General features: G+C 54.8%; 19 protein-coding genes. 10 read left to right on the top strand and 9 right to left on the bottom strand.

Going from position 1 to position 24,851, the window contains the following annotated elements; translation table 11 throughout:
• Positions 1 to 25: 25 nt before the first annotated feature.
• On the top strand, positions 26 to 1,216 hold the full coding sequence (gene uxuA, locus ACMYSO_RS06675) for a mannonate dehydratase (RefSeq protein WP_123755165.1): 1,191 nt from the start codon (positions 26 to 28) through the stop codon (positions 1,214 to 1,216).
• A gap of 77 nt (positions 1,217 to 1,293) precedes the next feature.
• On the opposite strand, the gene yeiP is transcribed toward uxuA, so the two are convergent.
• Positions 1,294 to 1,866, bottom strand: coding sequence for an elongation factor P-like protein YeiP (gene yeiP / locus ACMYSO_RS06670; RefSeq protein ID WP_039079953.1), 573 nt, complete (start codon positions 1,864 to 1,866; stop codon positions 1,294 to 1,296).
• Positions 1,867 to 2,015: 149 nt separating this feature from the next.
• Between yeiP and ACMYSO_RS06665 the strand changes: the two genes are divergently transcribed.
• The gene (locus ACMYSO_RS06665) at positions 2,016 to 2,270 is read left to right on the top strand and encodes a YkgJ family cysteine cluster protein (RefSeq protein WP_434669870.1); all 255 of its coding nucleotides are present in this window, start codon (positions 2,016 to 2,018) and stop codon (positions 2,268 to 2,270) included.
• Between the two features lie 86 nt (positions 2,271 to 2,356).
• Here ACMYSO_RS06665 and betA read toward each other — a convergent pair whose 3' ends face one another.
• The 4 genes from betA to speB form a co-directional block, all read right to left on the bottom strand.
• A complete protein-coding gene (gene betA, locus ACMYSO_RS06660) occupies positions 2,357 to 4,045 on the bottom strand; it encodes a choline dehydrogenase (RefSeq protein WP_434669869.1) in 1,689 nt (562 codons plus the stop codon).
• A gap of 35 nt (positions 4,046 to 4,080) precedes the next feature.
• On the bottom strand, positions 4,081 to 5,589 hold the full coding sequence (locus ACMYSO_RS06655; protein WP_434669868.1) for a purine-cytosine permease family protein: 1,509 nt from the start codon (positions 5,587 to 5,589) through the stop codon (positions 4,081 to 4,083).
• Between the two features lie 131 nt (positions 5,590 to 5,720).
• The gene (locus ACMYSO_RS06650) at positions 5,721 to 7,232 is read right to left on the bottom strand and encodes an aldehyde dehydrogenase family protein (protein WP_434669866.1); all 1,512 of its coding nucleotides are present in this window, start codon (positions 7,230 to 7,232) and stop codon (positions 5,721 to 5,723) included.
• A gap of 86 nt (positions 7,233 to 7,318) precedes the next feature.
• Positions 7,319 to 8,296, bottom strand: a complete 978-nt coding sequence (gene speB, locus ACMYSO_RS06645) for an agmatinase (protein ID WP_434669865.1) — start codon at positions 8,294 to 8,296, stop codon at positions 7,319 to 7,321.
• Between the two features lie 153 nt (positions 8,297 to 8,449).
• On the opposite strand from speB, the gene ACMYSO_RS06640 reads away from it, so the two are divergent.
• On the top strand, positions 8,450 to 9,361 hold the full coding sequence (locus ACMYSO_RS06640) for a LysR family transcriptional regulator (RefSeq protein WP_434669864.1): 912 nt from the start codon (positions 8,450 to 8,452) through the stop codon (positions 9,359 to 9,361).
• Between the two features lie 266 nt (positions 9,362 to 9,627).
• On the opposite strand, the gene setB is transcribed toward ACMYSO_RS06640, so the two are convergent.
• A complete protein-coding gene (setB, locus tag ACMYSO_RS06635) occupies positions 9,628 to 10,809 on the bottom strand; it encodes a sugar efflux transporter SetB (protein WP_434669863.1) in 1,182 nt (393 codons plus the stop codon).
• Positions 10,810 to 11,140: 331 nt separating this feature from the next.
• Between setB and fruB the strand changes: the two genes are divergently transcribed.
• From fruB to fruA, 3 genes are read left to right on the top strand one after another with little or no spacing between them, the layout of a single operon-like run.
• Positions 11,141 to 12,271: a fused PTS fructose transporter subunit IIA/HPr protein gene (fruB, locus tag ACMYSO_RS06630; RefSeq protein WP_434669862.1), complete on the top strand. Its 1,131-nt coding sequence runs from the start codon at positions 11,141 to 11,143 to the stop codon at positions 12,269 to 12,271.
• Positions 12,272 to 13,210: a 1-phosphofructokinase gene (fruK, locus tag ACMYSO_RS06625; protein ID WP_123755161.1), complete on the top strand. Its 939-nt coding sequence runs from the start codon at positions 12,272 to 12,274 to the stop codon at positions 13,208 to 13,210.
• 16 nt (positions 13,211 to 13,226) lie between these two features.
• Positions 13,227 to 14,915 (top strand): PTS fructose transporter subunit IIBC, encoded by a 1,689-nt coding sequence (gene fruA, locus ACMYSO_RS06620; RefSeq protein WP_434669861.1) that lies wholly within the window; start codon positions 13,227 to 13,229, stop codon positions 14,913 to 14,915.
• Between the two features lie 87 nt (positions 14,916 to 15,002).
• Here fruA and nfo read toward each other — a convergent pair whose 3' ends face one another.
• Together nfo and ACMYSO_RS06610 are read right to left on the bottom strand one after the other, a co-directional pair.
• Entirely contained in the window at positions 15,003 to 15,860 is an 858-nt protein-coding gene (gene nfo / locus ACMYSO_RS06615) for a deoxyribonuclease IV (protein ID WP_434669860.1), read from the bottom strand.
• Positions 15,861 to 15,953: 93 nt separating this feature from the next.
• Positions 15,954 to 17,003: a YeiH family protein gene (locus ACMYSO_RS06610; protein ID WP_434583846.1), complete on the bottom strand. Its 1,050-nt coding sequence runs from the start codon at positions 17,001 to 17,003 to the stop codon at positions 15,954 to 15,956.
• A gap of 180 nt (positions 17,004 to 17,183) precedes the next feature.
• Between ACMYSO_RS06610 and yieE the strand changes: the two genes are divergently transcribed.
• The 4 genes from yieE to ACMYSO_RS06590 all read left to right on the top strand — a co-directional run bounded on the left by yieE (position 17,184) and on the right by ACMYSO_RS06590 (position 23,881).
• Positions 17,184 to 18,050, top strand: a complete 867-nt coding sequence (gene yieE, locus ACMYSO_RS06605; RefSeq protein ID WP_434669859.1) for a DNA-binding transcriptional regulator YeiE — start codon at positions 17,184 to 17,186, stop codon at positions 18,048 to 18,050.
• Between the two features lie 339 nt (positions 18,051 to 18,389).
• Positions 18,390 to 19,859 (top strand): lysine-specific permease, encoded by a 1,470-nt coding sequence (gene lysP, locus ACMYSO_RS06600; RefSeq protein ID WP_434669858.1) that lies wholly within the window; start codon positions 18,390 to 18,392, stop codon positions 19,857 to 19,859.
• A 310-nt stretch (positions 19,860 to 20,169) separates the two neighbouring features.
• Entirely contained in the window at positions 20,170 to 22,143 is a 1,974-nt protein-coding gene (gene cirA / locus ACMYSO_RS06595; protein ID WP_434669857.1) for a catecholate siderophore receptor CirA, read from the top strand.
• Positions 22,144 to 22,357: 214 nt separating this feature from the next.
• A complete protein-coding gene (locus ACMYSO_RS06590; protein ID WP_434669856.1) occupies positions 22,358 to 23,881 on the top strand; it encodes an EAL domain-containing protein in 1,524 nt (507 codons plus the stop codon).
• 61 nt (positions 23,882 to 23,942) lie between these two features.
• On the opposite strand, the gene fghA is transcribed toward ACMYSO_RS06590, so the two are convergent.
• Positions 23,943 to 24,779 carry an S-formylglutathione hydrolase gene (gene fghA, locus ACMYSO_RS06585; protein WP_434669855.1) on the bottom strand — a complete coding sequence of 279 codons (837 nt, stop codon included), beginning with the start codon at positions 24,777 to 24,779 and terminating at the stop codon, positions 23,943 to 23,945.
• Positions 24,780 to 24,851 lie beyond the last annotated feature (72 nt).

The following is a 24,851-nucleotide window of genomic DNA, read 5'->3' as shown; positions in this document are numbered from 1 at the left end:
ATAACAACTTTGAGAGGGCATAGCGATGGAGCAAACCTGGCGTTGGTATGGACCGAACGATCCGGTATCGCTTGATGATGTACGACAGGCGGGCGCAACTGGGGTAGTCACGGCACTGCACCATATTCCTAACGGTCAGGTCTGGCCGGTTGAAGAAATTCAACAGCGTAAGGCGCTGCTGGCGGAAAAAGGACTGACCTGGTCAGTCGTGGAAAGCATTCCGGTGCACGAAGAGATTAAAACCCATAGCGGGCAGTGTGCGACCTGGATTGCCAACTACCAGCAGAGCATTCGCAACCTCGCAGCCTGCGGGATTGATACAGTGTGCTACAACTTCATGCCGATTCTCGACTGGACGCGTACCGATCTGGAATACCAGCTGCCGGACGGTTCGAAAGCGCTGCGTTTTGACCAAATCGCCTTTGCGGCATTTGAGCTGCATATTCTTAAGCGTCCCGGCGCCGAAGCGGACTATAGCGAAGAAGAGCAGCGCCAGGCGCAGGCCCGGTTTGCGGCGATGAGCGCGGCGGAAATTGATAAGCTGACCCGTAACATCATTGCTGGTTTACCCGGTGCTGAAGAGGGCTATACCCTCGACCAGTTCCGCGCGCGTCTGGCGGAATACGATCATATTAATAAAGCGCAGCTGCGCGATAACATGGCCGTGTTCCTGCGGGCCATCGTGCCGGTGTGTGAAGAAGTCGGCGTACGGTTGGCCGTGCACCCGGACGATCCGCCGCGCCCAATCCTCGGCCTGCCGCGTATCGTCTCGACTATCGAAGATATGCAGTGGCTGAAAGAGACCGTGGACAGCATCAACAACGGCTTTACGATGTGTACCGGTTCTTACGGCGTGCGTGCCGATAACGACCTGGTGAAAATGGTCGAAACCTTTGGCGACCGTATCCACTTTACTCATCTGCGTTCCACCTGCCGCGAAGAGAACCCGAAAACCTTCCATGAAGCGGCGCACCTGACCGGCGACGTCAACATGGTGGCGGTGGTGAATGCGATTTTGAGCGAAGAGCTGCGCCGTAAACGCGCCGGCGATCTGCGTCCGATCCCGTTCCGTCCGGATCACGGTCACCAGATGCTGGACGATCTGCGTAAGAAAACCAACCCGGGTTATTCGGCAATTGGCCGTCTGAAAGGGATGGCGGAAGTGCGCGGCGTTGAGCTGGCACTGAAGATGACGAAGTACCCGGAACTGCTGTAATTTCAGCAGCCGGAAAATCAAAAGGACAGCCTGAGGCTGTCCTTTTTGCTATTGGCGTTGTGCTGCGCCGGGCGTAATTAGTCGGCGCGACCCATATAGCGGCTTTCTTCGATATGGATACGAATTTTCTCGCCGGTGGTCAGGTATTCCGGAACCTGAATCACCAGGCCGGTGCTCATGGTCGCCGGTTTGGTGCGGGAGCTGGCGGAAGCGCCTTTAATGCCCGGTGCCGTTTCGACGATTTCCAGGTCCACGGTCTGCGGCAGTTCCAGCGCCAGCAGCTGACCATCCCAGGTGAGAACCTGCATGTCAGGCATGCCGCCTTCCGGAATAAACAGCAGCTCTTCTTCAATCTGCTCTTTGGTGAAGGTATACGGCGTGTAATCTTCTTTATCCATAAACACGTACTCGTTGCCATCAACATAAGAGAAGTCAACGAAGCGGCGGGTCAGGGTCACGGTATCGACGATATCGTCGCCTTTGAAGCGCTCTTCCACTTTCAGGCCGGTACGCACGTCGGAGAAACGCATTTTGTACAGCGTTGCTGCGCCACGGGCGCTCGGTGACTGAATATCAATATTTTTCACAATCAGCAGCTTGCCGTTGTAATTCAGCACCATACCTTTTTTAATTTCATTCGCTCTTGGCATTGCAGTAATCCTGTGACTTAACGGTTCAAAAAATATCGCGTAAAACTACTCGTGCCGGGCCTTTCAGGCAAGAGGAATTCGCGAGTTTTGCTATCTCTGGGCAAAACGTTTAGGCTGAGCCGTGAACCGCAATATCAAGAGAGTCATGTATGGAATGTCGTATCGATTGCGGTGCCTGCTGTATCGCCCCTTCTATTTCATCCCCGATCCCAGGAATGCCCAACGGCAAGCCTGCTAACACGCGCTGTATCCAGCTTTCAGCCAATAATCTGTGCAACATCTTTACGTCGCCGCTCAGGCCGAAAGTTTGCGCGAGCCTGCAGCCGGTTCTGGAGATGTGTTCGACGGATCGTGATGCTGCTATGACGTATCTGATTCATCTGGAGTCCAGTACAGCACCATAAGTATTGGTAGTACAGCAATCCAGACAGACTCACAATGAATGGACAATGCCACCACCATCCCTGGCGGCGGCTAGCCTGCAACAAACTCAGACGGCAACGTCGCGACGAGGGATACTGGTACGTTGTTGAATTTCCCAGTTGGCGGCAAGACCTACTTGCACATCAGAGGGTGCTAGCATTTCACGGCCACGAATCAAATCCGCTGCGCGTTCTGCCAGCATAATCGTCGGTGCGTTCAGGTTGCCGTTAGGTTCGGTCGGGAACACCGATGAATCCACTACCCGAACCCCTTGCAGGCCATGAACACGCAGTTCGGAATCGACCACCGCGAGGCTGTCTTCACCCATCTTGCAAGAACCACACGGGTGCATGGTACTTTCCATATTGGCCCGCACAAAAGCATCGATCTCTGCGTCTGTTTTCACATTCGGGCCTGGGGCCAGTTCCACACCACGGAAGCTGTCCATTGCTTGCTGGCCAATGACTTCACGCGTCAGGCGCACACACCGGCGGAAGCCTTCACGGTCTTCTTCGCGCTCCAGATAGTTAAAACGGATTTCCGGGTGCTGATAAGGGTTGGCAGAACGTACACGCACATAGCCACGGCTTTTGGGTTTATTGGGGCCAGTCAGCACCATAAAACCGTGTCCTTTTAACGGTTTATCGCCGTCATAGCGCATTGCCGCAGGCAGGAAGTGGAACTGGATATCAGGCCAGCGTAAGCCTTTAGCTGAGCGGATAAACCCGCCGGCTTCAAAATGGTTGCTGGCCCCTAAACCGTCTTTGAACAATAACCAGCGCAGGCCAATCATTGCCTTAGAGAACAGCCCCATTTTGCTGTTGAGCGACACCGGCTCTTTACATTCGAATTGGATGTAAATTTCGGCGTGATCTTGCAAGTTTTCCCCCACGCCGGGTAAGTCGTGTTTCACCTCAATGCCAGCGTTACGCAGCACGTTGGCCGGGCCGATACCGGAACGTTGAAGCAGGTGAGGGGAACCGATAGGACCTGAGGAGACTATCACCTCACGGGTGCAGTGCACGATGTGGACGACCCCGTTTTGCTCATATTCAACACCCACTACACGCTTGCCTTCGAGCACCAGTTTACGGCTCATTGCATTGGTGATGACGCTCAGGTTTGGACGCGCCATTGCCGGGCGCAAATAGGCGTTTGCCGTCGACCAGCGCACGCCATTTTTGACCGTCATATGCATGGCGCCAAAGCCTTCTTGCATGTAGCCGTTGGTATCTTCGGTTTTTATGTAACCTGCCTGTGTGCCTGCTTCTACCCAGGCACCATACAGTGGGTTTTGCATATTGTTGCCGTTGTTGGTGCTAAGCGGACCTTCTGAGCCTCGGTACTCATCACCACCAAATTTGAAGCTCTCCGCTTTACGGAAATACGGCAAACAGTTGCGGTAACCCCAGTTTTTTGCCCCTAGCGACTCCCATTCATCGAAGTCATAGGCATGACCACGAATATAAACCAGGCCGTTTATTGACGACGACCCACCCAGCACTTTGCCACGAGGACAGTGCAGGCGGCGGCCATCCAGATACGGCTCGGGTTCGGTTTCATAGTGCCAGTTAAATTTTTTGGTGTTCATCGGTAGCGAGAACGCGCTCGGCATCTGAATGATGATGCTCTTATCACTCCCACCGAATTCAATCACCAATACCTTGACGCCTGGGTCTTCTGTCAGACGATTTGCCAGTACACAGCCTGCGGACCCGGCACCGACGATGATGTAATCATATCGTTTGGTAGACATAATATTTTGCTCCATTTTGGTTCTGGACAACCGCCTCAGGCACTTTTTTTCGTCCCGGTGGTGTACTCAGGCATAGTGGTTTCGATATGTGCAATTACCGTCTCTTCATGATGCAAATTGAGTGAGCGGCAGGCTATGTAGTAGGTGATGCTTGAGACAATAAGCCCGACAAGCCACGCCAAATCTACGCTGCCCATGGCCCTGGCCATCGGGCCGATGAACACTTCCCGGCTACCATCAAAGATGCAAAAGAAGGGGATCATCGCCGCAAAACCGACCAGGTAAGACAGCAAACCGCGCACCCCCCAACGGCCATAAATGTTGTCGTGCGGCAAGAAGAAATGTGGAATGGCATAGCGGCCACGGCGCACGAAGAAATAGTCGGTGAGGTTGACCGCCGTCCACGGCACCAGAAAGTAAAGCATCACCACCAGATAGATGTTGAGTACCGACAAACCGGAGCCCGAGTTGTAGATGCTCATGGCCACGCCCAGTTGCAAAAACACCACGAAGATAATCGCCACCACGCGTGCTTTAGCCGTCGGTTCTATCTTCTTAAAGGAGTCAACGCTGGTGATGGTGGTGAGTTTGGCGCTGTAGATGTTCATCGCGATAACGGGCAGGAAGGCCAGGATGGTGATGGCGACCACAACCGTACCCAGATGCGGCGCAAAGCCCGCACCCACCGCGTTAAGGGCGACCAGCACATTGGTGGCCTGCAGATGGGCCGCCAACCAGCCGCCGACCGAAATCATCCATGCACCCGACAGCGATGCCCCTAAAAACACCGCTGCGATAAGCTTGCCGCTAGAGGTGTTTTTCGGTAGGTAGCGTGAATAATCAGAAACATACGGCGCATAGGCGATGTTATAACTGGCTGCTGCCGCAAACTGGGCAATAAAACCGGTCCAGTTAAAGCCTAACCGCGAGCCCTGAACGGCACCTTCTATCGCTGGCGCGTCATGCACCCAGCCCATCAGCACCGCAAGGGTAACCAGACCGTACAACGGCAGCGACAAATACAGTGACCATTTAAAGGTTTTGTGCATCCAGTCGTGACCGAGAATAGCCAGAATGGTGGCAGGCACAGTGACCGCGAGAGCGACCTGTATCGGGTCCCAACTGAAGAGGGTTTTTAGCCCCTGCATCATCAGCACCAGGTTGACGATATTAAAGCCTGCAAACACGAACAGCGTGGCAATTAATACCAGCACTACCCCCCGGTAACCAAACTGGGCGCGTGACTGAATCATCTGCGGCAGCCCGAGGTGTGGTCCTTGTGAACCATGGAAGGCCATGAACAAAGTGCCGAACATGATGCCCAGCGTTCCGCCGATGGTGGTCCAAATCGAATCAAGCCCGACACTCGGCCCGACAAAGCCGATGGTCATGGTAAAGAAGGTAAAGTTGCCGACAAACCAGAAAGGCCCCTGGCTTGAGAGCTTATCGGTGCGTTCATGTTCTGGCACAAAATCTATTGAGCGTCCTTCGATAGTGCTTTGCTCGCTGTAGCTCCCTTTCACGGCTGTTGATTGCGTTTGCATGATGTACCCCATGAGCAATAAGGGTGAAGCAATAAAATTCATCAAGCCAGCCACTGGCCTGTCCGCGTTTATTTCGCCACTGCCCCCCAGGCGAGCAGCATCATGCTGAAAGCCCGGGCGGGTGTATGGCATTACGACGGTAGCGTTATCCATACGGTTTTGGTTTCCATCAGATAGTCGAGTTGTTCAGGCCCGAGGTCCTTACCAAAACCAGACTCTTTGTAACCACCAAACGGAAGGGCCGGGTCGATGGTACTGTGCGCGTTCACATACACTGAACCGGCTTTGAGCTTTGGAATCAGGGTGTGTACGCCGGCAAGATCGTTGGAATAAATGGCGGCGGCCAGCCCATAGGGCGAATCGTTGGCAAGGGTAATGGCTTCCTCGATGGTATCGAACGGGGCGGTTACCAGTACCGGGCCGAAGATCTCTTCCTGGACAATGCGCATTTCATTGCGGCAGTGGGCAAAGATGGTTGGCTCAACAAAGAAGCCGTTTCCTGGCTGCGGGCGGCCACCGTAGTACAGCGTCGCGCCTTCGTTAATGCCCGCTTCAATGTAAGACAGCACGGTGTCTTTTTGTCTGGCGGATACCAGCGGGCTGATGAAGCACTCTTCGTCCAAACCCGGCGCCATTTTTAGCGTCGCGGTATAGTCGGCAAGCACTGCCAGAAACTTGTCATAAATACTGCGGTGAATATAGGCACGCGTACCGGCATCGCACACCTGACCGGAGTTAAAAAACACGCCGTTGGCAACAGCCTGGGCAGCCGCCGGGATATCGGCATCTTCTAATACCAGAACCGGAGATTTACCGCCCAGCTCAAGGGTGACACGCTTGATATTTTCAACCGCAGTCTGCCCGACGGCCCGGCCAACAGGAGTTGAACCGGTGAAGGTGACTTTATCAATACCTGGGTGGCTGGTCATCGCCGCACCAATCACGCTGCCGTACCCGGTGATGATATTTACTACGCCGTCCGGGATACCCGCTTCCTGGACCAATTCTGCAAAGCGCAATGTTGAGAGCGAAGTAAGCTCCGCAGGTTTAATTACCGCGGTACAACCGACCGCCAATGCTGCCGCCAGTTTCCATGCCATGGTCTGGAGCGGGAAATTCCACGGCACAATGGCAGCCACTACGCCAAGCGGCTCTTTGCGGGTATAGGCCAGATAATTGCCTGGCAGCGATGGCTCGACGGTGCGGCCATGCAGTTTAGAGGCCCAGCCGGCAAAATAGCGGAAGGTATCAATAGTGCCCTGGATATCAACAGCACGCGCCTGGGCTACTGATTTACCCATATCGATGGACTCAATTTCAGCCAGTTCATCGGCGTTGGCTTCAATCAGATCAGCCAGACGGTGCATCAGGCGCTCACGTTCAAGAGGCTTCAGGCCACGCCACTCACCGTGGTCAAACTGATGGCGGGCGGCGGCTACCGCACGGTCAAGATCGGCGGTGGTTGCAAGTGGAATCGTGGTGAGCACGCCTTGGGTGGACGGCTCGATGACCGCACTCACTTCACCGCTGCTTCCCGTTACCCACTGGCCGCCAATGAACATTTTCTGCGGTTTAGTCAAAAAGCGCCGGGTTGTCTCGGAGATACCGTATTGGTCGAGATACTGTTGTACTGTTGCGTCCATTTGCAGGTCCTCTTTTTTTATACCCGAATTTTGCCCCCCGGGTTTGGGGGAGGGGAAAGGTGGTGGCAACACCACACCGAATGTAGTTAGCGATACCGGGCTTGTTTGCGCTCATGGAAAATGAAACCAATGCTGTTCATCAGTAACTGGGCAGCAAGAATCGAGGTCACGCCCGTTGGGTCATAAGCCGGGGCGACTTCCACCAAATCCATACCGATAACGTTGCCGCCACTGCGTTTAGCGAGTGCCTGAATGATTTCCAGCACCTCGTAATACTGGAAGCCGCCATGACTTGGTGTGCCTGTGCCCGGTGCGATAGACGGGTCGAAACCGTCAATATCAATGGTCAGGTAGTAGTTACAGCCCACTGGGATTTGTGCGAGTACCCCCTCAGTGCCTAAACGGCGCACATCACGAACTGACAGGATGTTGGATCCCGCTGCACGTGCGGAGTCATAGTCGCTGCGGTTAGATGAAGAGACATTACGAATGCCCAACTGGGTCATGCCGACGATATGGTCCATTTCTGAGGCGCGGCGTAACGGGCTGCCATGGCCATAGCGCACACCGTGGCGTTCATCGACAAAATCAAGGTGGGCATCGAAATGGACGATGTGAACCGGACCCAGACCTTCGTAGGCTTTGATGACCGGGGCGTGTATTGAATGGTCGCCACCCAAAACAATCGGCATGGCACCGGAGGCAAGAATTTTACGCACTGCCAGTTCAATATTGGCGTTACTGCTCACCATATCGGTATGGACGATATCCGCATCACCCACATCAACCATGCGCACCTGGTCTTCAGTCAGGTAGAGCACATCATCTTCATGGTCATAAGCACCGGCATGGCCGAATGAAAATAACGTGGACGCCTCACGAATACTGCGTGGTCCAAAACGGGCACCAGAACGCCATTGGGTGCCCATATCATTGGGTGCGCCGAGAATAGCGACATCAGCATCTATTTCTTCCCAATTAAGGCAAACCGGCGATTTGGCAAAAGTACAATGCCCGACAAATGGCAAATTTAATCGCCCTGTCTCATAGTTATTGTTTCCCATTTTTTCCCCCATTCTCTGTGGATATTCTGACGCGACCTGGCACAGGTTTATTTGCCATGGCATTGACTATGGACAACAATTCGAGGGATAAAAATAGAAAATATCAGATGTTCATATCGGTAATTCCGAAGCAATTTGTTAAGGGAGCAAAGCGTGAATCAACTGCAAAATATTGATCTTAAGTTGCTGAGAATTTTCATGACAATTGTGAACTGCAACGGTTTTTCAGCCGCGCAGGCCGCATTAAATGTCAGTCAATCCACCATCAGCGAACAGATGACCAGTCTTGAAACGCGGCTTGGCGTCAAATTGTGTGAAAGAGGGCGTAGCGGCTTTCGTCTTACCGAACATGGCGCGGCCACTTACGAGGCAGCACAACGCTTGTTGCAGGCAGTGGACACGTTCTGTATGGATACCTCTGCGCTTAAGCAGCATATTTCAGGCAGGCTTTATCTGGGCATTATTGATAATACGGTTACCGACAGTGGCAGCGTGCTGTCACGGGCGTTGCGTGGGTTCGTCTCGCATGGCCACGACGTGCAGCTGGATATTTACATCGGCACCCCCGCGGAGCTTGAAGCCCGTGTGCTGGATGGGCGCCTACATGTCGCGATAGGCCATTTCCCGTTTGAGGTTGCCGGGTTGTCATATAATTATATATATGATGAGCCAGATGGCCTGTATTGCAGTTGTTATCATCCCCTGTTCAATAACTTACCCAGTGGTGAAGCGCTTATTGAAACGATCCGTGATAGTCAAATAGTGGCGCGGAGTTTCTTGCAACAGCGCGATTTGCAATTACTTAAATCAGGCAGTGCGGCGGCAACGGTGGATAATGTTGAGGCTCAGGCTATTTTAATTCTGACCGGTGCTTATATCGGTTTCTTGCCAATGCATTATGCTCGCCAATGGGTGGATTCTGGCCAAATGCACCAGATTGTGCCGGAGCAATTTGGTTCGAAATGGCCTTTTTCTTCAATAACCAAGCGCACGACCACACAACCCGCCGTGCTGCGCGTGTTTATGGAAGCGTTGATGAATCATGCACATCATATTTCGGTTTGATATTTGAATTGCCGCCGATCATTTAGATATTTTCTTTTATTAGCAGCGGTATCAAGTCCGGGATTATATCGGTTTACAATGTTAAGGGCTGTATCATGGTATATTCGGCAAGCCAGCAAACACCCGTTGGGTTCAGCGGTCGTCCGACAGCCTGTACAGCATCTTTACCGCGTTATTAAGGCCATCAGTGTGCGTCAGCCTGCAGCGGGCGCAATGTGCCCGACCAGCCGCGAGGCGGTCTTAAAACGCGAAGCGAGCACCGCGCCTTAAACGTCTTTAATCCGCCACAGGCAGGCTAGTGAAGCCACGCCCATGCCAAGGGCTATCCAGAACACCGCGTGATAGCTCCAGATTTCCGCCACTACACCGGCCAGTGAGCCGGCGATAATCCAGCCAACGCGAGTGGTATTGGTATACAGCGTAGTGGCCGCACCGGCCTGGCCCGGCATCAGGTCCTGGAAATAGAGCATGCCAATACCGGCAAGAATACCGATGAAGATCGCGTTCAGCACCTGCATTGCCAGCAGTAAAGCAGGGGTATGCACCAGCAGCATGCCAACGTAAAACAGTACTCCCGCCACCGCCGCAAGGCGCATCAGAAAACGTTTACCAAAGCGCCTCGCGTAATAGCCGGCGATCAGCATGGTCGGGATCTCCAGCCCGGCAGCGGTCCCCATCATCAACCCGGCCAGCTTCTCAGAGAGATGCAGCTCATTAATGATGTAAAGCGGCATATTAATAATGTACAGGCTGTTAATGCCCCACATTAATGTGCAGACGCTGAACAGCAGCAGCGCATCGCGACGATGAGTGCGCGGCGCTTCCAGATGACCGACAACCGCCTGTTTCTCTTTGCGCATGCTGGGCAGAAACCACCAGACCATCGCCCCGCAGACCACAAAAGCGATGGCGGCGCAGAGATACATCACGGTGAAGCCAAAACCCATCGCCAATGCGTAGGCCAGCGGCGGGCCGATAACCCATGCGAGGGAGACCTGGGCGCGCAGAATCGAGCTGAACATGACCGCTTCACGACCGGTTTTATCGGCATGCTCACGGGCAAGGGCGAACATTTGTGGGTTGGCGGTGGAGCCGAAGCTGCTGAGGAACACGCCGACGAACAGCAGAACAAAGTAGTTACGGTTCCAGGCGAACAGCAGGCAGGCGAGGATCCCGAGCAGGCAGCAGACGACGATGAGCTGCTTACGATCGCCCTGGCGATCCGAGCGTCCGGCGAGAAACTGGCTGACCATGATCCCGATGACCGCGCTGCCGGTAAAAAAGAAGCCAACCATCGCCGGGCGGACATGTACCTCATTGGTCAGAAACAGGCTCAGGGTCGGCGTTTGTAAGGCGCCGGCAATGCCTGTCAGGAACGCAACAATCAGGAAGGCAGAAGAGGTTAAATCGAACCCACGACGAGGGAGGGCGGTGCTACTGTTTTGCATGTGCGGCTATCTGTGTGGGTGAGTGCAGCGGAGTTTACGCCGCGCGTCAGAAAATGAACAGTAGTATGGTATCAAAAAATAAAAAGCAGTTTCAAATTAGAAACTTCAGCAAAATGCTGACGCCAGGCTGAATTCCACACCATGGCTTCAGCAAAAATGTGCAGTAGCTCTAAATTCTGTTATCAGGATGCTAACAGAACTTGCGCGGTGGGTAAGAAAGGTACAGACTCATTGAAACGTTTCAGCGTCATCGGGAATATCTCTGTCAGGAAGATGGCGCTTTTTTTCTCAAAGCAGCTGAAACGATTCAACTCAGCAGGAGAGGAGAACCATGTTCCAGTTATCTGTGCAGGATATTCATCCCGGCCAGCAGGCCGGTAATAAAGAAGAGGCAATTCGTCAGGTTGCAGCCGCGCTGGTTAGCGCAGGTAACGTGGCGGAAGGCTACCTCAACGGGATGCTGGCTCGCGAGCAGCAGACCTCCACTTTCCTGGGCAACGGCATTGCTATCCCTCACGGGACGACCGACACCCGCGACCAGGTGCTGAAAACCGGTGTACAGGTTTATCAATTCCCGCAGGGCGTGGCCTGGGGCGAAGGGCAGACCGCCTACGTGGCGATCGGCATTGCCGCCAGCTCTGACGAACACCTTGGCCTGCTGCGTCAGCTGACGCACGTGCTCAGCGATGATTCTGTGGCCGAGCAGCTTAAGTCAGCGACCACCGCTGAAGAACTGCGCGCCCTGCTGATGGGTGAAAAGCAGAGCGAAGTGCTGAAACTGGATAATGACACACTGAGCCTTGATATCGTTGCCAGCGACCTGATGACCTTACAGGCGCTGAACGCCGCGCGTCTGAAAGAAGCCGGTGCCGTTGACGCGACCTTTGTCAGCCGCACGATTAATGATAAGCCGCTGAACCTTGGACAGGGCATCTGGCTGAACGACAGCGCAGAAGGCAACCTGCGCAGCGCGGTTGCCGTGAGCCGTGCCGCCAATACCTTCACCAGCGATGAGCAGCCGGTCTCCCTGCTGATCACCGTGGCGATGGCCGATGAACAGCCCACCGCGGTGCTGAACCGCCTGAGCAATCTGCTGATCGACAAAAAAGCTGACCGTCTGCTGACATCCGATGGCGCAACCCTGCTGGCGTTGCTGACCAGCGATGATGCCATTGCCGACGACGTGCTGAGCGCTGAATTTGTGGTGCGCAACGAGCACGGGCTGCATGCCCGTCCTGGCACCATGTTAGTGAACACCATCAAACAATTTTCCAGCGACATTACCGTCACTAACCTCGACGGTTCCGGCAAGCCAGCCAACGGCCGCAGCCTGATGAAAGTCGTGGCGCTGGGTGTGAAGAAAGGTCACCGTCTGCGCTTTACCGCGCAGGGTGAAGATGCGCAACAAGCGCTGGATGCGATTGGCGAAGCTATCGCCGCAGGCCTTGGGGAGGGCGCATAAATGAGCAGACGTGTAGCAACAATTACTTTAAACCCGGCATATGACCTGGTGGGTTTTACGCCAGAAATTGAACGCGGCGAAGTGAACCTGGTTCGTACCACCGGTTTGCATGCGGCCGGTAAAGGCATCAACGTGGCGAAAGTGCTGAAAGATCTCGGCATTGACGTCACCGTCGGGGGCTTCCTCGGTAAAGACAACCAGGATGGTTTTCAGCAACTGTTCAGTGAGCTGGGCATTGCCAACCGTTTCCAGGTGGTGCAGGGCCGTACCCGTATCAACGTCAAGCTGACGGAAAAAGATGGCGAAGTGACAGATTTTAACTTCTCCGGTTTTGAAGTTACCCCGGCCGACTGGGAACGCTTCGTCAATGATTCGCTGAGCTGGCTGGGTCAGTTCGATATGGTGTGCGTCAGCGGCAGCCTGCCGTCCGGCGTCAGCCCGGAAGCCTTCACCGACTGGATGGTGCGCCTGCGCAGCCAGTGCCCATGTATTATCTTTGATAGCAGCCGTGAAGCGTTGGTCGCCGGTCTGAAAGCCGCACCGTGGTTGGTGAAACCGAACCGTCGTGAGCTGGAAATCTGGGCTGGTCGCAAGCTGCCGGACATGAAAGACGTGATTGACGCGGCCCATGCGCTGCGCGAGCAGGGGATTGCCCATGTGGTTATTTCTCTTGGCGAAGAGGGCGCGCTGTGGGTTAACGCCTCCGGGGAATGGATCGCGAAACCGCCTTCAGTGGAAGTGGTCAGCACCGTGGGTGCCGGCGATTCCATGGTTGGTGGCCTGATCTACGGCCTGCTGATGCGTGAATCCAGCGAACATACTTTACGCCTGGCGACCGCCGTGGCGGCACTGGCGGTTAGCCAGAGTAATGTTGGTATTACCGATCGTACCCAGTTGGCCGCAATGATGGCGCGCGTCGACTTAAAACCCTTTAATTAACAGCAGGAGAGGCATAATGAAAACGCTGCTGATTATTGATGCCGGACTTGGCCAGGCCCGCGCCTATATGGCGAAAACCCTGCTGAGCACCGCCGCGCCAAAAGCGCATCTTGAACTGACAGACAATCCGAACGATGCCGAACTGGTAATCGTCCTTGGCACCGCGTTGCCAGCCGACAGCTCGCTGAACGGTAAGCAGGTGTATCTTGGCGATATCAATCGCGCCGTGGCACATCCTGAACTGTTCCTCAGCGAAGCGAAAGGCCACGCAACCGCGTACACCGCACCTGCCGCAGCGGCATTGCCGGCGGCAACCGGTGGCGCAAAACGCATTGTGGCGATTACCGCTTGCCCGACCGGCGTTGCGCATACCTTTATGGCGGCTGAAGCCATTGAAACTGAAGCCAAAAAACGCGGCTGGTGGGTAAAAGTCGAAACCCGCGGTTCCGTGGGTGCCGGCAATGCGATAACCCCAGAAGAAGTCGCTCAGGCGGATCTGGTGGTTGTTGCGGCCGACATTGAAGTGGATCTGGCAAAATTTGCCGGTAAGCCGATGTATCGCACCACCACCGGCCTGGCGCTGAAGAAAACCGCGCAGGAGCTGGATAAAGCCGTTGTGGAAGCGAAACCATATCAGCCTTCGGGCCAGAGCAGCCAGGCTGACTCCGCGAAGAAAGAGGGGGGCGGCGCCTATCGTCACCTGCTGACCGGCGTATCCTATATGCTGCCGATGGTGGTTGCCGGTGGTCTGTGTATCGCGCTCTCCTTCGCCTTTGGTATCAAAGCGTTCGAAGTCAAAGATACCCTGGCAGCCGCGCTGATGCAGATCGGCGGTGGTTCAGCCTTTGCGCTGATGGTACCGGTACTGGCGGGCTTTATTGCCTTCTCGATTGCTGACCGTCCTGGCCTGACGCCGGGTCTGATCGGCGGTATGCTAGCGGTCAGCGGCGGTTCCGGTTTTATCGGCGGGATCATCGCCGGTTTCCTTGCCGGTTACGTCGCGAAACTGATCAGCACCAAATTAAAACTGCCGCCGAGCATGGAAGCGCTGAAACCGATCCTGATCATTCCGCTGGTTTCCAGCCTGATCGTCGGCCTGGCGATGATCTACCTGATTGGTAAACCGGTTGCCGGTATTCTGGCAGGCCTGACCCACTGGCTGCAAACGATGGGTACGGCGAACGCCGTCCTGCTGGGCGCTATCCTTGGGGCAATGATGTGTACCGATATGGGTGGCCCGGTGAACAAAGCGGCCTACGCTTTCGGTGTCGGCCTGTTGAGTACCCAAACCTACGCCCCGATGGCGGCCATCATGGCGGCCGGTATGGTACCACCGCTGGCGATGGGTATCGCGACCCTGGTTGCCCGTAACAAGTTTGATAAGGGCCAACGTGAAGGGGGCAAAGCGGCGCTGGTACTGGGCCTGTGCTTTATCTCTGAAGGGGCGATTCCGTTCGCTGCTCGTGACCCGATGCGCGTCTTGCCATGCTGTATCGTTGGCGGCGCGGTAACAGGTGCTATCTCCATGGCGATTGGTGCCAAACTGATGGCGCCGCACGGCGGTCTGTTTGTGCTGCTGATCCCTGGCGCGATTACCCCTGTGTTGGGTTACCTGCTGGCGATTATTGCCGGTACTCTGGTGGCCGGCCTCTCTTACGCGGTGGTGAAACGTCCGGAAGTTCAGACCGTTGAAAAAGCGGCCTGAGTGAAGTACTGATTGACTAAAAAGGGCCGATGATTCGGCCCTTTTTTGATCCCGCCGTTTATGACGGTGACGGGGTGTCGGCCATTATCAGGCCGAAGCTTCTTCCGTCTGCTGCGCCCGCAGCCAGGCAATCTCTTCCGCCCAGATATCCGGGTTAATGGTTTCCAGAATCAGCGGGATGCCGTCAAACCGGTTGTCCTGCATGATCCAGCGGAACGCATCGTGGCCAATATTGCCTTCACCGAGGCTGTGATGGCGGTCAACGCGGCTGCCGAAGGCGCTTTTGGCATCGTTAAGGTGCATGCCGCGCAGATAGCGGAAGCCGACAATGCGCTCGAAATCTGCAAAGGTCTTCTCACACTCCTCGGCGCTGCGTAGGTCATAACCGGCGGCAAAGGCGTGGCAGGTATCAATGCACACCCCGACGCGGGATTTATCTTCGACGCCGTCGATGATGGCCGCGAGATGTTCAAACTTAAATCCGAGATTGCTGCCCTGACCGGCGGTATTTTCAATCACCGCGGTGACCCCTTCGGTTTTCGCCAGCGCAATATTAATCGACTCGGCGATGCGTGCCAGACACTCGTCTTCCGGGATCTGCTGCAGGTGGCTGCCGGGATGGAAATTGAGAAGCGTCAGTCCGAGTTGCTGGCAGCGGCTCAGTTCATCAATAAAGGCATCGCGGGATTTTTCCAGCGCGTCGGCCACCGGGTGACCCAGGTTAATCAGGTAGCTGTCGTGGGGGAGGATTTGGCCGGGACCAAAGTGGTATTTTTCACAGGCGGCTTTGAATTCAGCAATGGTCTCGTCGCTCAGCGGCGCGGCTCGCCATTGACGTTGGTTCTTGGTGAACAGCGCGAAAGCCGTTGCTTCAATCTCGGCGGCGCGAATGGCGGCGTTGGCCAGCCCGCCTGAGGCACTGACGTGCGCTCCAATATATTTCATAAAAAAACTCCAGTTAAGCCGCTGGGGGGAGGGTAATGATAGCGGCTTAACTGAAGAGTTACATCAATGAATGATGATGGAGCGGTGATGCGGTTATGCCATCAGGCTGTGAACCACCAGGTTGATAGCGCCACCCCCGACAATCAGCCAGACGAACAGCATCAGGGCCATCAGCAGCGGTTTGGCACCGGCTTTTTTCAGGGCGCTGACGTGAGTGGTCAGTCCCAGGGCCGCCATCGCCATTGCCAGCAGCACGGTGTCGAGGGTGACCAGCATGTCGACGACCGCTTTTGGCAGCAAATGGAAGGAGTTAAACACCGCCACCAGGATGAACAGGATGGCAAACCAGGGAATGGTGATTTTGCTTTTTTCGCCATGACCTTCCGGTGCCAGTTGTTTCACTCGTGCCGCCAGGAACAGCAGGAACGGAGCCAGCATCATCACGCGCAGCATTTTGGCAATCACCGCCGCGTTTTCCGCGTCCGGGCTGATGGCGTGACCGGCAGCAACCACCTGCGCCACTTCATGCATTGTCGATCCCATATAGATGCCATAGGCTTCCGGTGTGAACCAGTGCGCCAGCATCGGGTACATCGCTGGGTAAAGGAAGATGGCCAGGGTACCGAAAATGACCACCGTTGCTACCGCTACGGTCACTTTACTGGCCTCTGCTTTCACCACCGGTTCCGTCGCCAGAATCGCCGCGGCACCGCAGATGCTGCTGCCGGCGCCAATCAGCCAGCTGGTATGTTTGTCCAGACCAAAAATCTTCTGCCCAAGGAAGCAGGCGATAAAGAAGGTGCTGGTCAATGTCAGCACATCAATGGTGATCCCGCTGACGCCCACGTCGGCAATCTGGGCGAAGGTCAGGCGAAAACCGTATAAAATAATACCGAGACGTAACAGGTACTGCTTGGCGAAGATGACGCCGCCGTCGCAGGACTGCCAGAGCTTAGGATAAATCGTATTACCGATAACCATACCGAAGAGGATGGCCAGCGTCAGTGCGCTGAAACCGGCGCCCGCGATAGCGGAAAAACTGCCTGCCCACAGCGCAGCGCCGGTCAGTAGGGCGGTGAGCGCCAGCCCAGGGGTAAAGTGCCACAAGGTGCGATGTTTAGTCGGTAAAGTGAATGCTGTCATAACCTTCTCCTTTGTCTGGCTAAAAGGTTACGCCGCACTGGTTTAAAAATAAAATTGATTATATATTTATAATTAATCGGAATAAGTGGTAAATACGGACTTTCGCGGTCCAGAATGTTATTTTCCCCAGGTTACGTCGGGTTATCGGATACTCGCGTTGGAAGACGGGCAGGATGAGTTATGCATATCACATTACGACAGCTGGAAGTATTTGCTGAGGTGCTTAAGAGCGGTTCAACCACCCAGGCCTCTCAGATGCTGGCGCTGTCGCAGTCGGCGGTCAGCGCCGCCCTGACCGATCTGGAAGGGCAGTTAGGGGTACAGTTGTTCGACCGCGTAGGGAAGCGACTGGTGGTGAACGAACACGGGCGGTTGCTCTACCCGCGGGCGCTGGCGCTTCTGGAGCGCGCCATCGAGATAGAAGAACTGTTTCGTGGCGACAACGGCGCGATCCGCGTTTATGCCAGTAGCACCATTGGTAACTATATCCTGCCGGAGATCATCGCCCACTACCGTCGCGATTTTCCCGACCTGCCGCTGGAGCTGAGCGTGGGGAATAGCCAGGACGTGATCAATGCGGTCGCCGATCTGCGGGTAGACATCGGGCTTATCGAAGGTCCCTGCCACGCGGCGGATATTATTGCCGAGCCGTGGCTGGAAGATGAGCTGGTGGTGTTTGCCGCCCCGGACTCGCCGCTGCTGCAGGGCGAGGTCACGCTGCAACGTCTGGCGGAAGCGCCGTGGATTTTGCGTGAGCACGGCTCCGGTACGCGCGAGATTGTTGACTACCTGCTGCTGTCGCATCTGCCAGCATTTCACCTGGGGATGGAGCTGGGGAACTCGGAGGCCATCAAACACGCCGTGCGTCACGGGCTTGGCATTAGCTGTCTTTCCCGACGGGTTATCGCCGAGCAACTGGAGGTCGGGTCCTTGGTGGAGCTGACGGTGCCGCTACCGAACCTGACCCGCACGCTGTGGCGGATCCACCATCGACAAAAACATATTTCCAAGGCATTACAACGTTTTCTGCATTACTGCCAGGTGTAAGAGCCTATCCCATTAGGCTATTTTATTTGCCATTTTGGTCCTGGGCAGTGCTCACCATCCTCACGTACTGCGTGTACGCTCCGGTTGTTCCGCGCTGTCCGTGCCCAAACTGGCTGCAACAATCTACGCCTACTGGGATAGGCTCTAAGTCACCGGCCAGGTATGGCTTCATTATCGTGAGAGATAGAGGGAGAATCGCTGACAATTCCGGGGATTAGTGCTTTACTAATAATTCATGATCGATCATGAAGCTCTCTTATAACTTCGCATTTGTACCGGATAGAACCCGGATCGTCTGCTACAATCGCGCCTCGTTTTTTGGATGGATAGCATTTTCACATGGTTTCGGATACTAAAACCACAGAAGCGCCCGGCTTACGTCGTGAATTAAAGGCGCGCCACTTGACCATGATCGCAATCGGCGGTTCCATCGGTACAGGTCTTTTCGTTGCATCTGGCGCAACGATTTCTCAGGCAGGCCCAGGCGGCGCACTGCTCTCTTATATTTTGATCGGTCTGATGGTCTACTTCCTGATGACCAGCCTTGGCGAACTGGCGGCATATATGCCGGTCTCCGGCTCCTTTGCGACCTATGGTCAAAACTACGTTGAAGAAGGCTTTGGCTTCGCGCTGGGCTGGAACTACTGGTACAACTGGGCAGTCACCATTGCCGTTGACCTTGTGGCGGCGCAGCTGGTGATGAGCTACTGGTTCCCGGATACCCCCGGCTGGATCTGGAGCGCGCTGTTCCTCGGGATTATGTTCCTGTTGAACTGGATCTCGGTGAAAGGGTTCGGCGAAGCGGAATACTGGTTCTCGCTGATCAAAGTCACTACCGTCATCATCTTTATCGTCGTTGGCGTGATGATGATTGTCGGTATCTTCAAGGGCGCACAGCCGGTGGGCTGGAGTAACTGGACAACCGGTGATGCGCCATTTGCCGGGGGCTTTGCGGCGATGATCGGCGTGGCGATGATTGTCGGCTTCTCGTTCCAGGGGACCGAACTTATCGGGATCGCGGCTGGGGAATCTGAAGATCCGGAAAAGAACATTCCGCGCGCGGTGCGCCAGGTATTCTGGCGTATCCTGCTGTTCTATGTGTTCGCGATTCTGATCATTAGCCTGATCATTCCGTATACCGATCCAAGCCTGCTGCGTAACGACGTGAAAGATATTTCCGTCAGCCCGTTCACTCTGGTGTTCCAGCACGCGGGGCTGCTGTCAGCAGCGGCAATCATGAACGCGGTTATCCTGACGGCGGTGCTGTCGGCGGGTAACTCGGGCATGTATGCTTCGACGCGTATGCTCTATACCCTGGCCTGTGATGGCAAAGCGCCACGCATTTTCTCAAAGCTCTCCCGTGGCGGTGTGCCGCGCAATGCGCTGTATGCGACGACGGTGATTGCGGGGCTGTGCTTCCTGAGCTCGATGTTTGGTAACCAGACCGTCTATTTGTGGCTGCTCAACACCTCGGGCATGACGGGCTTTATCGCCTGGCTGGGGATTGCCATCAGCCACTATCGTTTCCGCCGCGGCTACGTGCTGCAGGGTAACGATCTTAACGACCTGCCATATCGTTCAGGGTTCTTCCCGCTGGGGCCGATCTTCGCCTTCGTTCTGTGCCTGATCATTACCCTGGGTCAGAACTATGAAGCGTTCCTGAAAGATACCATTGACTGGGGCGGTGTTGCGGCAACCTATATCGGTATTCCGCTGTTCCTGGTGATTTGGTTCGGTTATAAGCTGGCGAAAGGCACCCGCTTCGTCCGCTACAGCGAAATGAAGTTCCCGCAGCGTTTTAAAGGCTGACGCACAAGACCGATAGTCATTTCTCGCATAAAACCCTCTTTTTAAGAGGGTTTTTTTGTTTCTGCGTTTCTTACAAATTGATACAGTTCTCCATAATTTTATTGATAATGGAAATCATTATCTTTATCATCCTCGCATATTCAGGATGAAGCCAATCTCCTTAGCTTGCAGGTCATAACCGCCGGCAAGAGGTGACCAGCCACGTCAACGGTAAAACTATTCCGCGCGCGCCGCCTATGAGCAGTGCGCCGACAGTACGTGTTAATTGCACCTTTTGTTTGATTCGTTATGAACCTCATGGAGATATGGAATGTTCAGGTTAAACCCTTTTGCCCGGGCGGGATTGTGCGCATCCGTCGTATCGCTGGCGTTTCCGGCCCTTGCCGAAGTTAATGAAGAAACGCTGGTGGTCACCGCCGCAGCGACGGAACAGAGCGTGAAGGATGCGCCGGCCAGTATCAGCGTGATTACCCAGCAAGATTTACAGCGCCGCCCGGTTCAGAACCTGAAGGATGTCCTGCGTGATGTGCCCGGTGTACAGCTCACCAACGAGGGTGACAACCGCAAGGGCGTCAGTATTCGCGGCCTCGACAGCAGCTATACGTTGATTCTGGTTGACGGCAAACGCGTGAACTCCCGTAACGCCGTCTTCCGCCACAACGATTTCGATTTAAACTGGGTTCCGGTCGACGCTATCGAGCGGATTGAAGTGGTGCGCGGGCCGATGTCCTCGCTGTACGGCTCCGACGCCCTCGGCGGCGTAGTCAACATCATCACCAAAAAAGTCGGCCAGAAATGGACCGGCACGCTGAGCGCCGATACCACCATTCAGGAACACCGCGATCGCGGGGATACTTACAACGGCCAGTTCTTCACCGGTGGTCCGCTTATTGATGGCGTGCTGGGAATGAAAGCCTACGGTAACCTGGCGAAACGTGCCAAGGACGATCAGCAGGCCTCCAGCAACGCCGCGGGCGAAACGCCACGCATCGAAGGCTTTACCAGCCGTGACGGTAACGTCGAGTTTGCCTGGACCCCAACCGATAACCAGGACATCACCGCCGGCTACGGCTTCGATCGCCAGGATCGTGACTCTGATTCTCTCGACCGCAACCGCCTTGAGCGCCAGAACTACTCCCTCAGCCATAATGGCCGCTGGGATCTCGGTAACAGCGAACTGAAGTTCTACGGCGAAAAAGTCGATAACAAAAACCCGGGGCAGGACGGCACTATTACCTCCGAAAGTAATGCCATCGACGGTAAATATGTGCTGCCGCTGGGAGTGATTAACCAGATGCTGACCTTCGGTGGGGAATGGCGCCACGATAAGCTGAAAGATCCCGTCAACCTGAGCAGCGGCGGTAAATCCACCTCTGCCAGTCAGTACGCGCTGTTTATCGAGGATGAGTGGCGGATTTTCGAACCGCTGGCGTTAACCACCGGTATTCGTATGGATGACCATGAAACCTACGGCGACCACTGGAGCCCGCGTGCCTACCTGGTTTATAACGCGACCGACACCGTTACCGTGAAGGGCGGCTGGGCAACGGCCTTTAAAGCGCCGTCGCTGCTGCAGCTGAACCCGGACTGGACCACCAATTCCTGCCGCGGCTCCTGCAGCATTATCGGTAACCCGGATCTGAAACCAGAAACCAGCGAAAGCTTCGAGATTGGCCTGTACTACCGCGGCGAAGAAGGGCTGCTGGAAGGTGTAGAAGGCAGCGTGACCACCTTCCAGAATAACGTCGACGATATGATCGATATCCTGCGTACTTCCAGCGCCAGTGAAGCGCCGGGCTATCCGAACTTTGTCGGCTGGAAAACGGTCAATGGCAAACGCGTGCCGGTCTTCCGCTACTTCAACGTTAACAAAGCGCGCATCAAAGGCGTGGAAACCGAAGTGAAAGTGCCGTTTGGCGATGAGTGGAAGCTGACGGTGAACTACACCTACAACGATGGCCGCGATCTCAGTAACGGTGGGGACAAACCACTGCAATCGCTGCCGTTCCATACCGCTAACGGCACGCTGGACTGGACGCCGCTGGATGACTGGTCCTTCTACGTCACCGCAAATTATACCGGTGAGCAACGTGCGGTCAGCGCCACCTCAAAAACCCCGGGGGGTTACACCATGTTTGACGTTGGTGCTGCCTGGCAGGTGACGAAAAGTGTGAAACTGCGCTCGGGCGTGCTGAACATCGGGGATAAAGACCTGAGCCGCGACGACTATAGCTATACGGAAGAAGGTCGCCGCTACTTTATGGCCGTGGATTACCGCTTTTAATTAACCCACCAACCGGGCAGTCGCGTTCGCCGGCTGCCCGCTATGATTGTGCCTCTGTTTTCCCGTCGCACAGAACCATGCGCGGCGCAAAATGGCGTATACACTATTAGAGAGAGACGTCAGCCATCCTGCCCCAGAATGGCTGACGTCCCGCTGGTATTTCATGCAGACGTTATTTCTCAACTCGAATCACTATTAATAGAGAGCAATAATAATGCGCAACGTCATACTTCCGGCTCTGGTTGCAGTGCTTTTTTTTAGCGTCGGTGTGTTTATTTTAAATATGCAGCTGTGGTATTTAGCCAGAATAAATAGCGCCAACGCGGCCTATCAGACAGCGGTAAGGATCAATACCTTTCTGGATGAAGCGCGCGACGCGACCATGACCGCGCGCGATGTTGCTCTTAAAGGTTGTACGCCTGAAGGACAGTTTCAGCTTGGTACCGAGGCGGCACTCAAGCCGCATCTTAGAACGTTGTTAATTATGAAAAGCGATAAAGTATGGTGTTCCTCGCTCCCGGGTAACCGGGTGCTGCTTTCTCGTCTTCCCTATTTACCACCTGCACCGTTAATGCTTATTGCGGCGATGAACACCGTGAATAACCGTCCGGTGCTGATCTATCAACAGATATTCGCTAACGTCAAAATTATTATCAGCATCAGCGACGTTCATATTCGTGATGCCCTGAACCGTGATGTGCAAAATACCACTTTTTCTTTAGTGGTGGGTGACAAGGCGATTGGTTACTCCGGAGATGTCAGACAAGCCAATTTCAGCGCGGCAACCACCGGGTTGTTTCAGTCGGCCGAATTTCCGTTTGGTATCGAATATAACCTGCCGCCATTTTTTAGCGCGAAGCGCATGATTCATCAAGGAGCGGGTTTGTTGGTTTTTATTTTGTTTGTCTCTTGCATACTAGCCTGGCTGCTGCTGAAGTATGCCAATAAGTACACCACCCCAGAGGATACGTTGCGTAAAGCGATTGCCAATGGTGAAATCGTCCCGTTCTATCAGCCGGTGGTGAATGGGCGAACCGGCGCGATCTATGGTGTTGAGGTGCTGGCCCGCTGGAAGCACCCGCAAATTGGTTTTATTTCACCGGTAGCGTTTATTCCGCTGGCGGAGAGAACCGGGCTGATTATTCCCCTGACCCAAAGCCTGATGGCCCAGGTCGTCTCTCAGATGAACAAACTGAGCGAGAAACTGCCCGATGGCTTTCATATTGGGATCAACTTCAGCGCGTCGCATATCAGCTCGCCGCTGTTTATGGCGGATTGCCTGCAATACCGGGAGGGTTTTCGCAATCAAAATCTGAAACTAGTGCTTGAAGTGACCGAGCGTGAACCGTTGCATGTGGATGAGCAACTGATTGCCAATCTCAATACCTTACACGCCCGCGGTTTTTCCATTGCGCTGGATGATTTTGGCACCGGGTATTCCGGGCTGTCGTATCTGCATGATTTGAAAATTGACTACATCAAAATTGATAAGAGTTTTGTCGGGCGGGTTAACGGCCTTGAAGAGTCGACGAAGCTGCTGGATTGCGTGCTTGAAATGGCGTGTAAACTCTCTTTACGGATTGTCGCGGAAGGTGTCGAGACCCAGGAGCAGCTCAATTATCTTAACGGGAAAAATATCACCTTATTGCAGGGGTACTATTTCTTTAAACCGGTTTCTTACGTCGACTTTATTAAAATATTGCTTTCTAAGAACAAAGAGAAGGTGATTCTTGAATAAGAGCCTATCCCATTCGGCGCTTAGTCGCAGCTTGTGCGCCGCGAGGCGCACAAGCGGTACGTCAGCCCAGTAGATAGCGGGCGTGGAAGCGTAAATGGTCTTCGATAAACGACGCGATGAAATAGTAGCTGTGATCGTAACCCGGCTGGATCCGCAGGGTTAACGGCCAGGCTTTTTGCCGCGCGACCTCTGCCAGCATCGCCGGCTGAAGCTGCACCGCCAGGAAGCTATCGCCATCCCCCTGATCAATCAAGGTCGGGATGGCGTCGGCGGCCTGGCTTGCCTGTAGGAGTGCGCAACTGTCCCACGCCTGCCATGCCGTAGTATCGGCACCCAGGTACGCGGTGAAGGCTTTTTGTCCCCACGGAACCTGCGTCGGGTTCACGATAGGGGCGAAAGCGGACACGCTGACAAAACGGCCCGGGTTTTTCAGCGCCATGATCAGCGCGCCGTGGCCGCCCATGGAATGGCCGCTGATGGCGCAGCGCTCGCCAACGTTAAACTGCGAGCGAATCAGCGCAGGCAGTTCGTCGCGCACGTAGTCATACATGCGGTAATGTTCAGACCATGGAGCCTCGGTCGCGTTAAGGTAAAAACCGGCGCCTTTGCCGAGATCCCAGTCGCTATCGTCAGCGACGTTATCGCCGCGCGGGCTGGTATCCGGCATGACCAGGACAATACCCAACTCGGCGGCGATTCGCTGCGCGCCGGCCTTGGTCGTGAAGTTTTCATCATTACAGGTCAACCCTGACAGCCAGTACAGCACCGGTGGCGCGGTTTCTGTCTGCACTGGAGGTAAAAAGATGCTGAAGGTCATTGAACCGTTCAGGGTGCTGGAGTCGTGCCGCCAGCGTTGCTGCCGGCCTTCGTAACAGCGGTGCTCTTCAAGCAATTCCATGCCGGGCTCCTCAGGAAGATAAGTACGCGTGACAGGCCATAATACAGATATTTCATGTGCCCGTGAGTAACT

It is taken from the genome of Klebsiella sp. B345 (assembly GCF_051131735.1).
Lineage (GTDB): Bacteria > Pseudomonadota > Gammaproteobacteria > Enterobacterales > Enterobacteriaceae > Klebsiella.
Note: the sequence above shows the minus strand (reverse complement) of the source record. Positions and strands in the feature narration are given on the sequence as shown.

Coding starts and splice junctions, on each gene's coding strand:
- ACMYSO_RS06655 (WP_434669868.1), bottom strand. CDS start 5,589: ATGCAAACGCAATCAACAGCCGTGAAAGGGAGCTACAGCGAGCAAAGC.
- yeiP (WP_039079953.1), bottom strand. CDS start 1,866: ATGCCAAGAGCGAATGAAATTAAAAAAGGTATGGTGCTGAATTACAAC.
- fruB (WP_434669862.1), top strand. CDS start 11,141: ATGTTCCAGTTATCTGTGCAGGATATTCATCCCGGCCAGCAGGCCGGT.
- fruK (WP_123755161.1), top strand. CDS start 12,272: ATGAGCAGACGTGTAGCAACAATTACTTTAAACCCGGCATATGACCTG.
- ACMYSO_RS06650 (WP_434669866.1), bottom strand. CDS start 7,232: ATGGACGCAACAGTACAACAGTATCTCGACCAATACGGTATCTCCGAG.
- betA (WP_434669869.1), bottom strand. CDS start 4,045: ATGTCTACCAAACGATATGATTACATCATCGTCGGTGCCGGGTCCGCA.
- uxuA (WP_123755165.1), top strand. CDS start 26: ATGGAGCAAACCTGGCGTTGGTATGGACCGAACGATCCGGTATCGCTT.
- speB (WP_434669865.1), bottom strand. CDS start 8,296: ATGGGAAACAATAACTATGAGACAGGGCGATTAAATTTGCCATTTGTC.
- nfo (WP_434669860.1), bottom strand. CDS start 15,860: ATGAAATATATTGGAGCGCACGTCAGTGCCTCAGGCGGGCTGGCCAAC.
- lysP (WP_434669858.1), top strand. CDS start 18,390: ATGGTTTCGGATACTAAAACCACAGAAGCGCCCGGCTTACGTCGTGAA.
- ACMYSO_RS06590 (WP_434669856.1), top strand. CDS start 22,358: ATGCGCAACGTCATACTTCCGGCTCTGGTTGCAGTGCTTTTTTTTAGC.
- ACMYSO_RS06610 (WP_434583846.1), bottom strand. CDS start 17,003: ATGACAGCATTCACTTTACCGACTAAACATCGCACCTTGTGGCACTTT.
- fruA (WP_434669861.1), top strand. CDS start 13,227: ATGAAAACGCTGCTGATTATTGATGCCGGACTTGGCCAGGCCCGCGCC.
- ACMYSO_RS06665 (WP_434669870.1), top strand. CDS start 2,016: ATGGAATGTCGTATCGATTGCGGTGCCTGCTGTATCGCCCCTTCTATT.
- cirA (WP_434669857.1), top strand. CDS start 20,170: ATGTTCAGGTTAAACCCTTTTGCCCGGGCGGGATTGTGCGCATCCGTC.
- setB (WP_434669863.1), bottom strand. CDS start 10,809: ATGCAAAACAGTAGCACCGCCCTCCCTCGTCGTGGGTTCGATTTAACC.
- fghA (WP_434669855.1), bottom strand. CDS start 24,779: ATGGAATTGCTTGAAGAGCACCGCTGTTACGAAGGCCGGCAGCAACGC.
- yieE (WP_434669859.1), top strand. CDS start 17,184: ATGCATATCACATTACGACAGCTGGAAGTATTTGCTGAGGTGCTTAAG.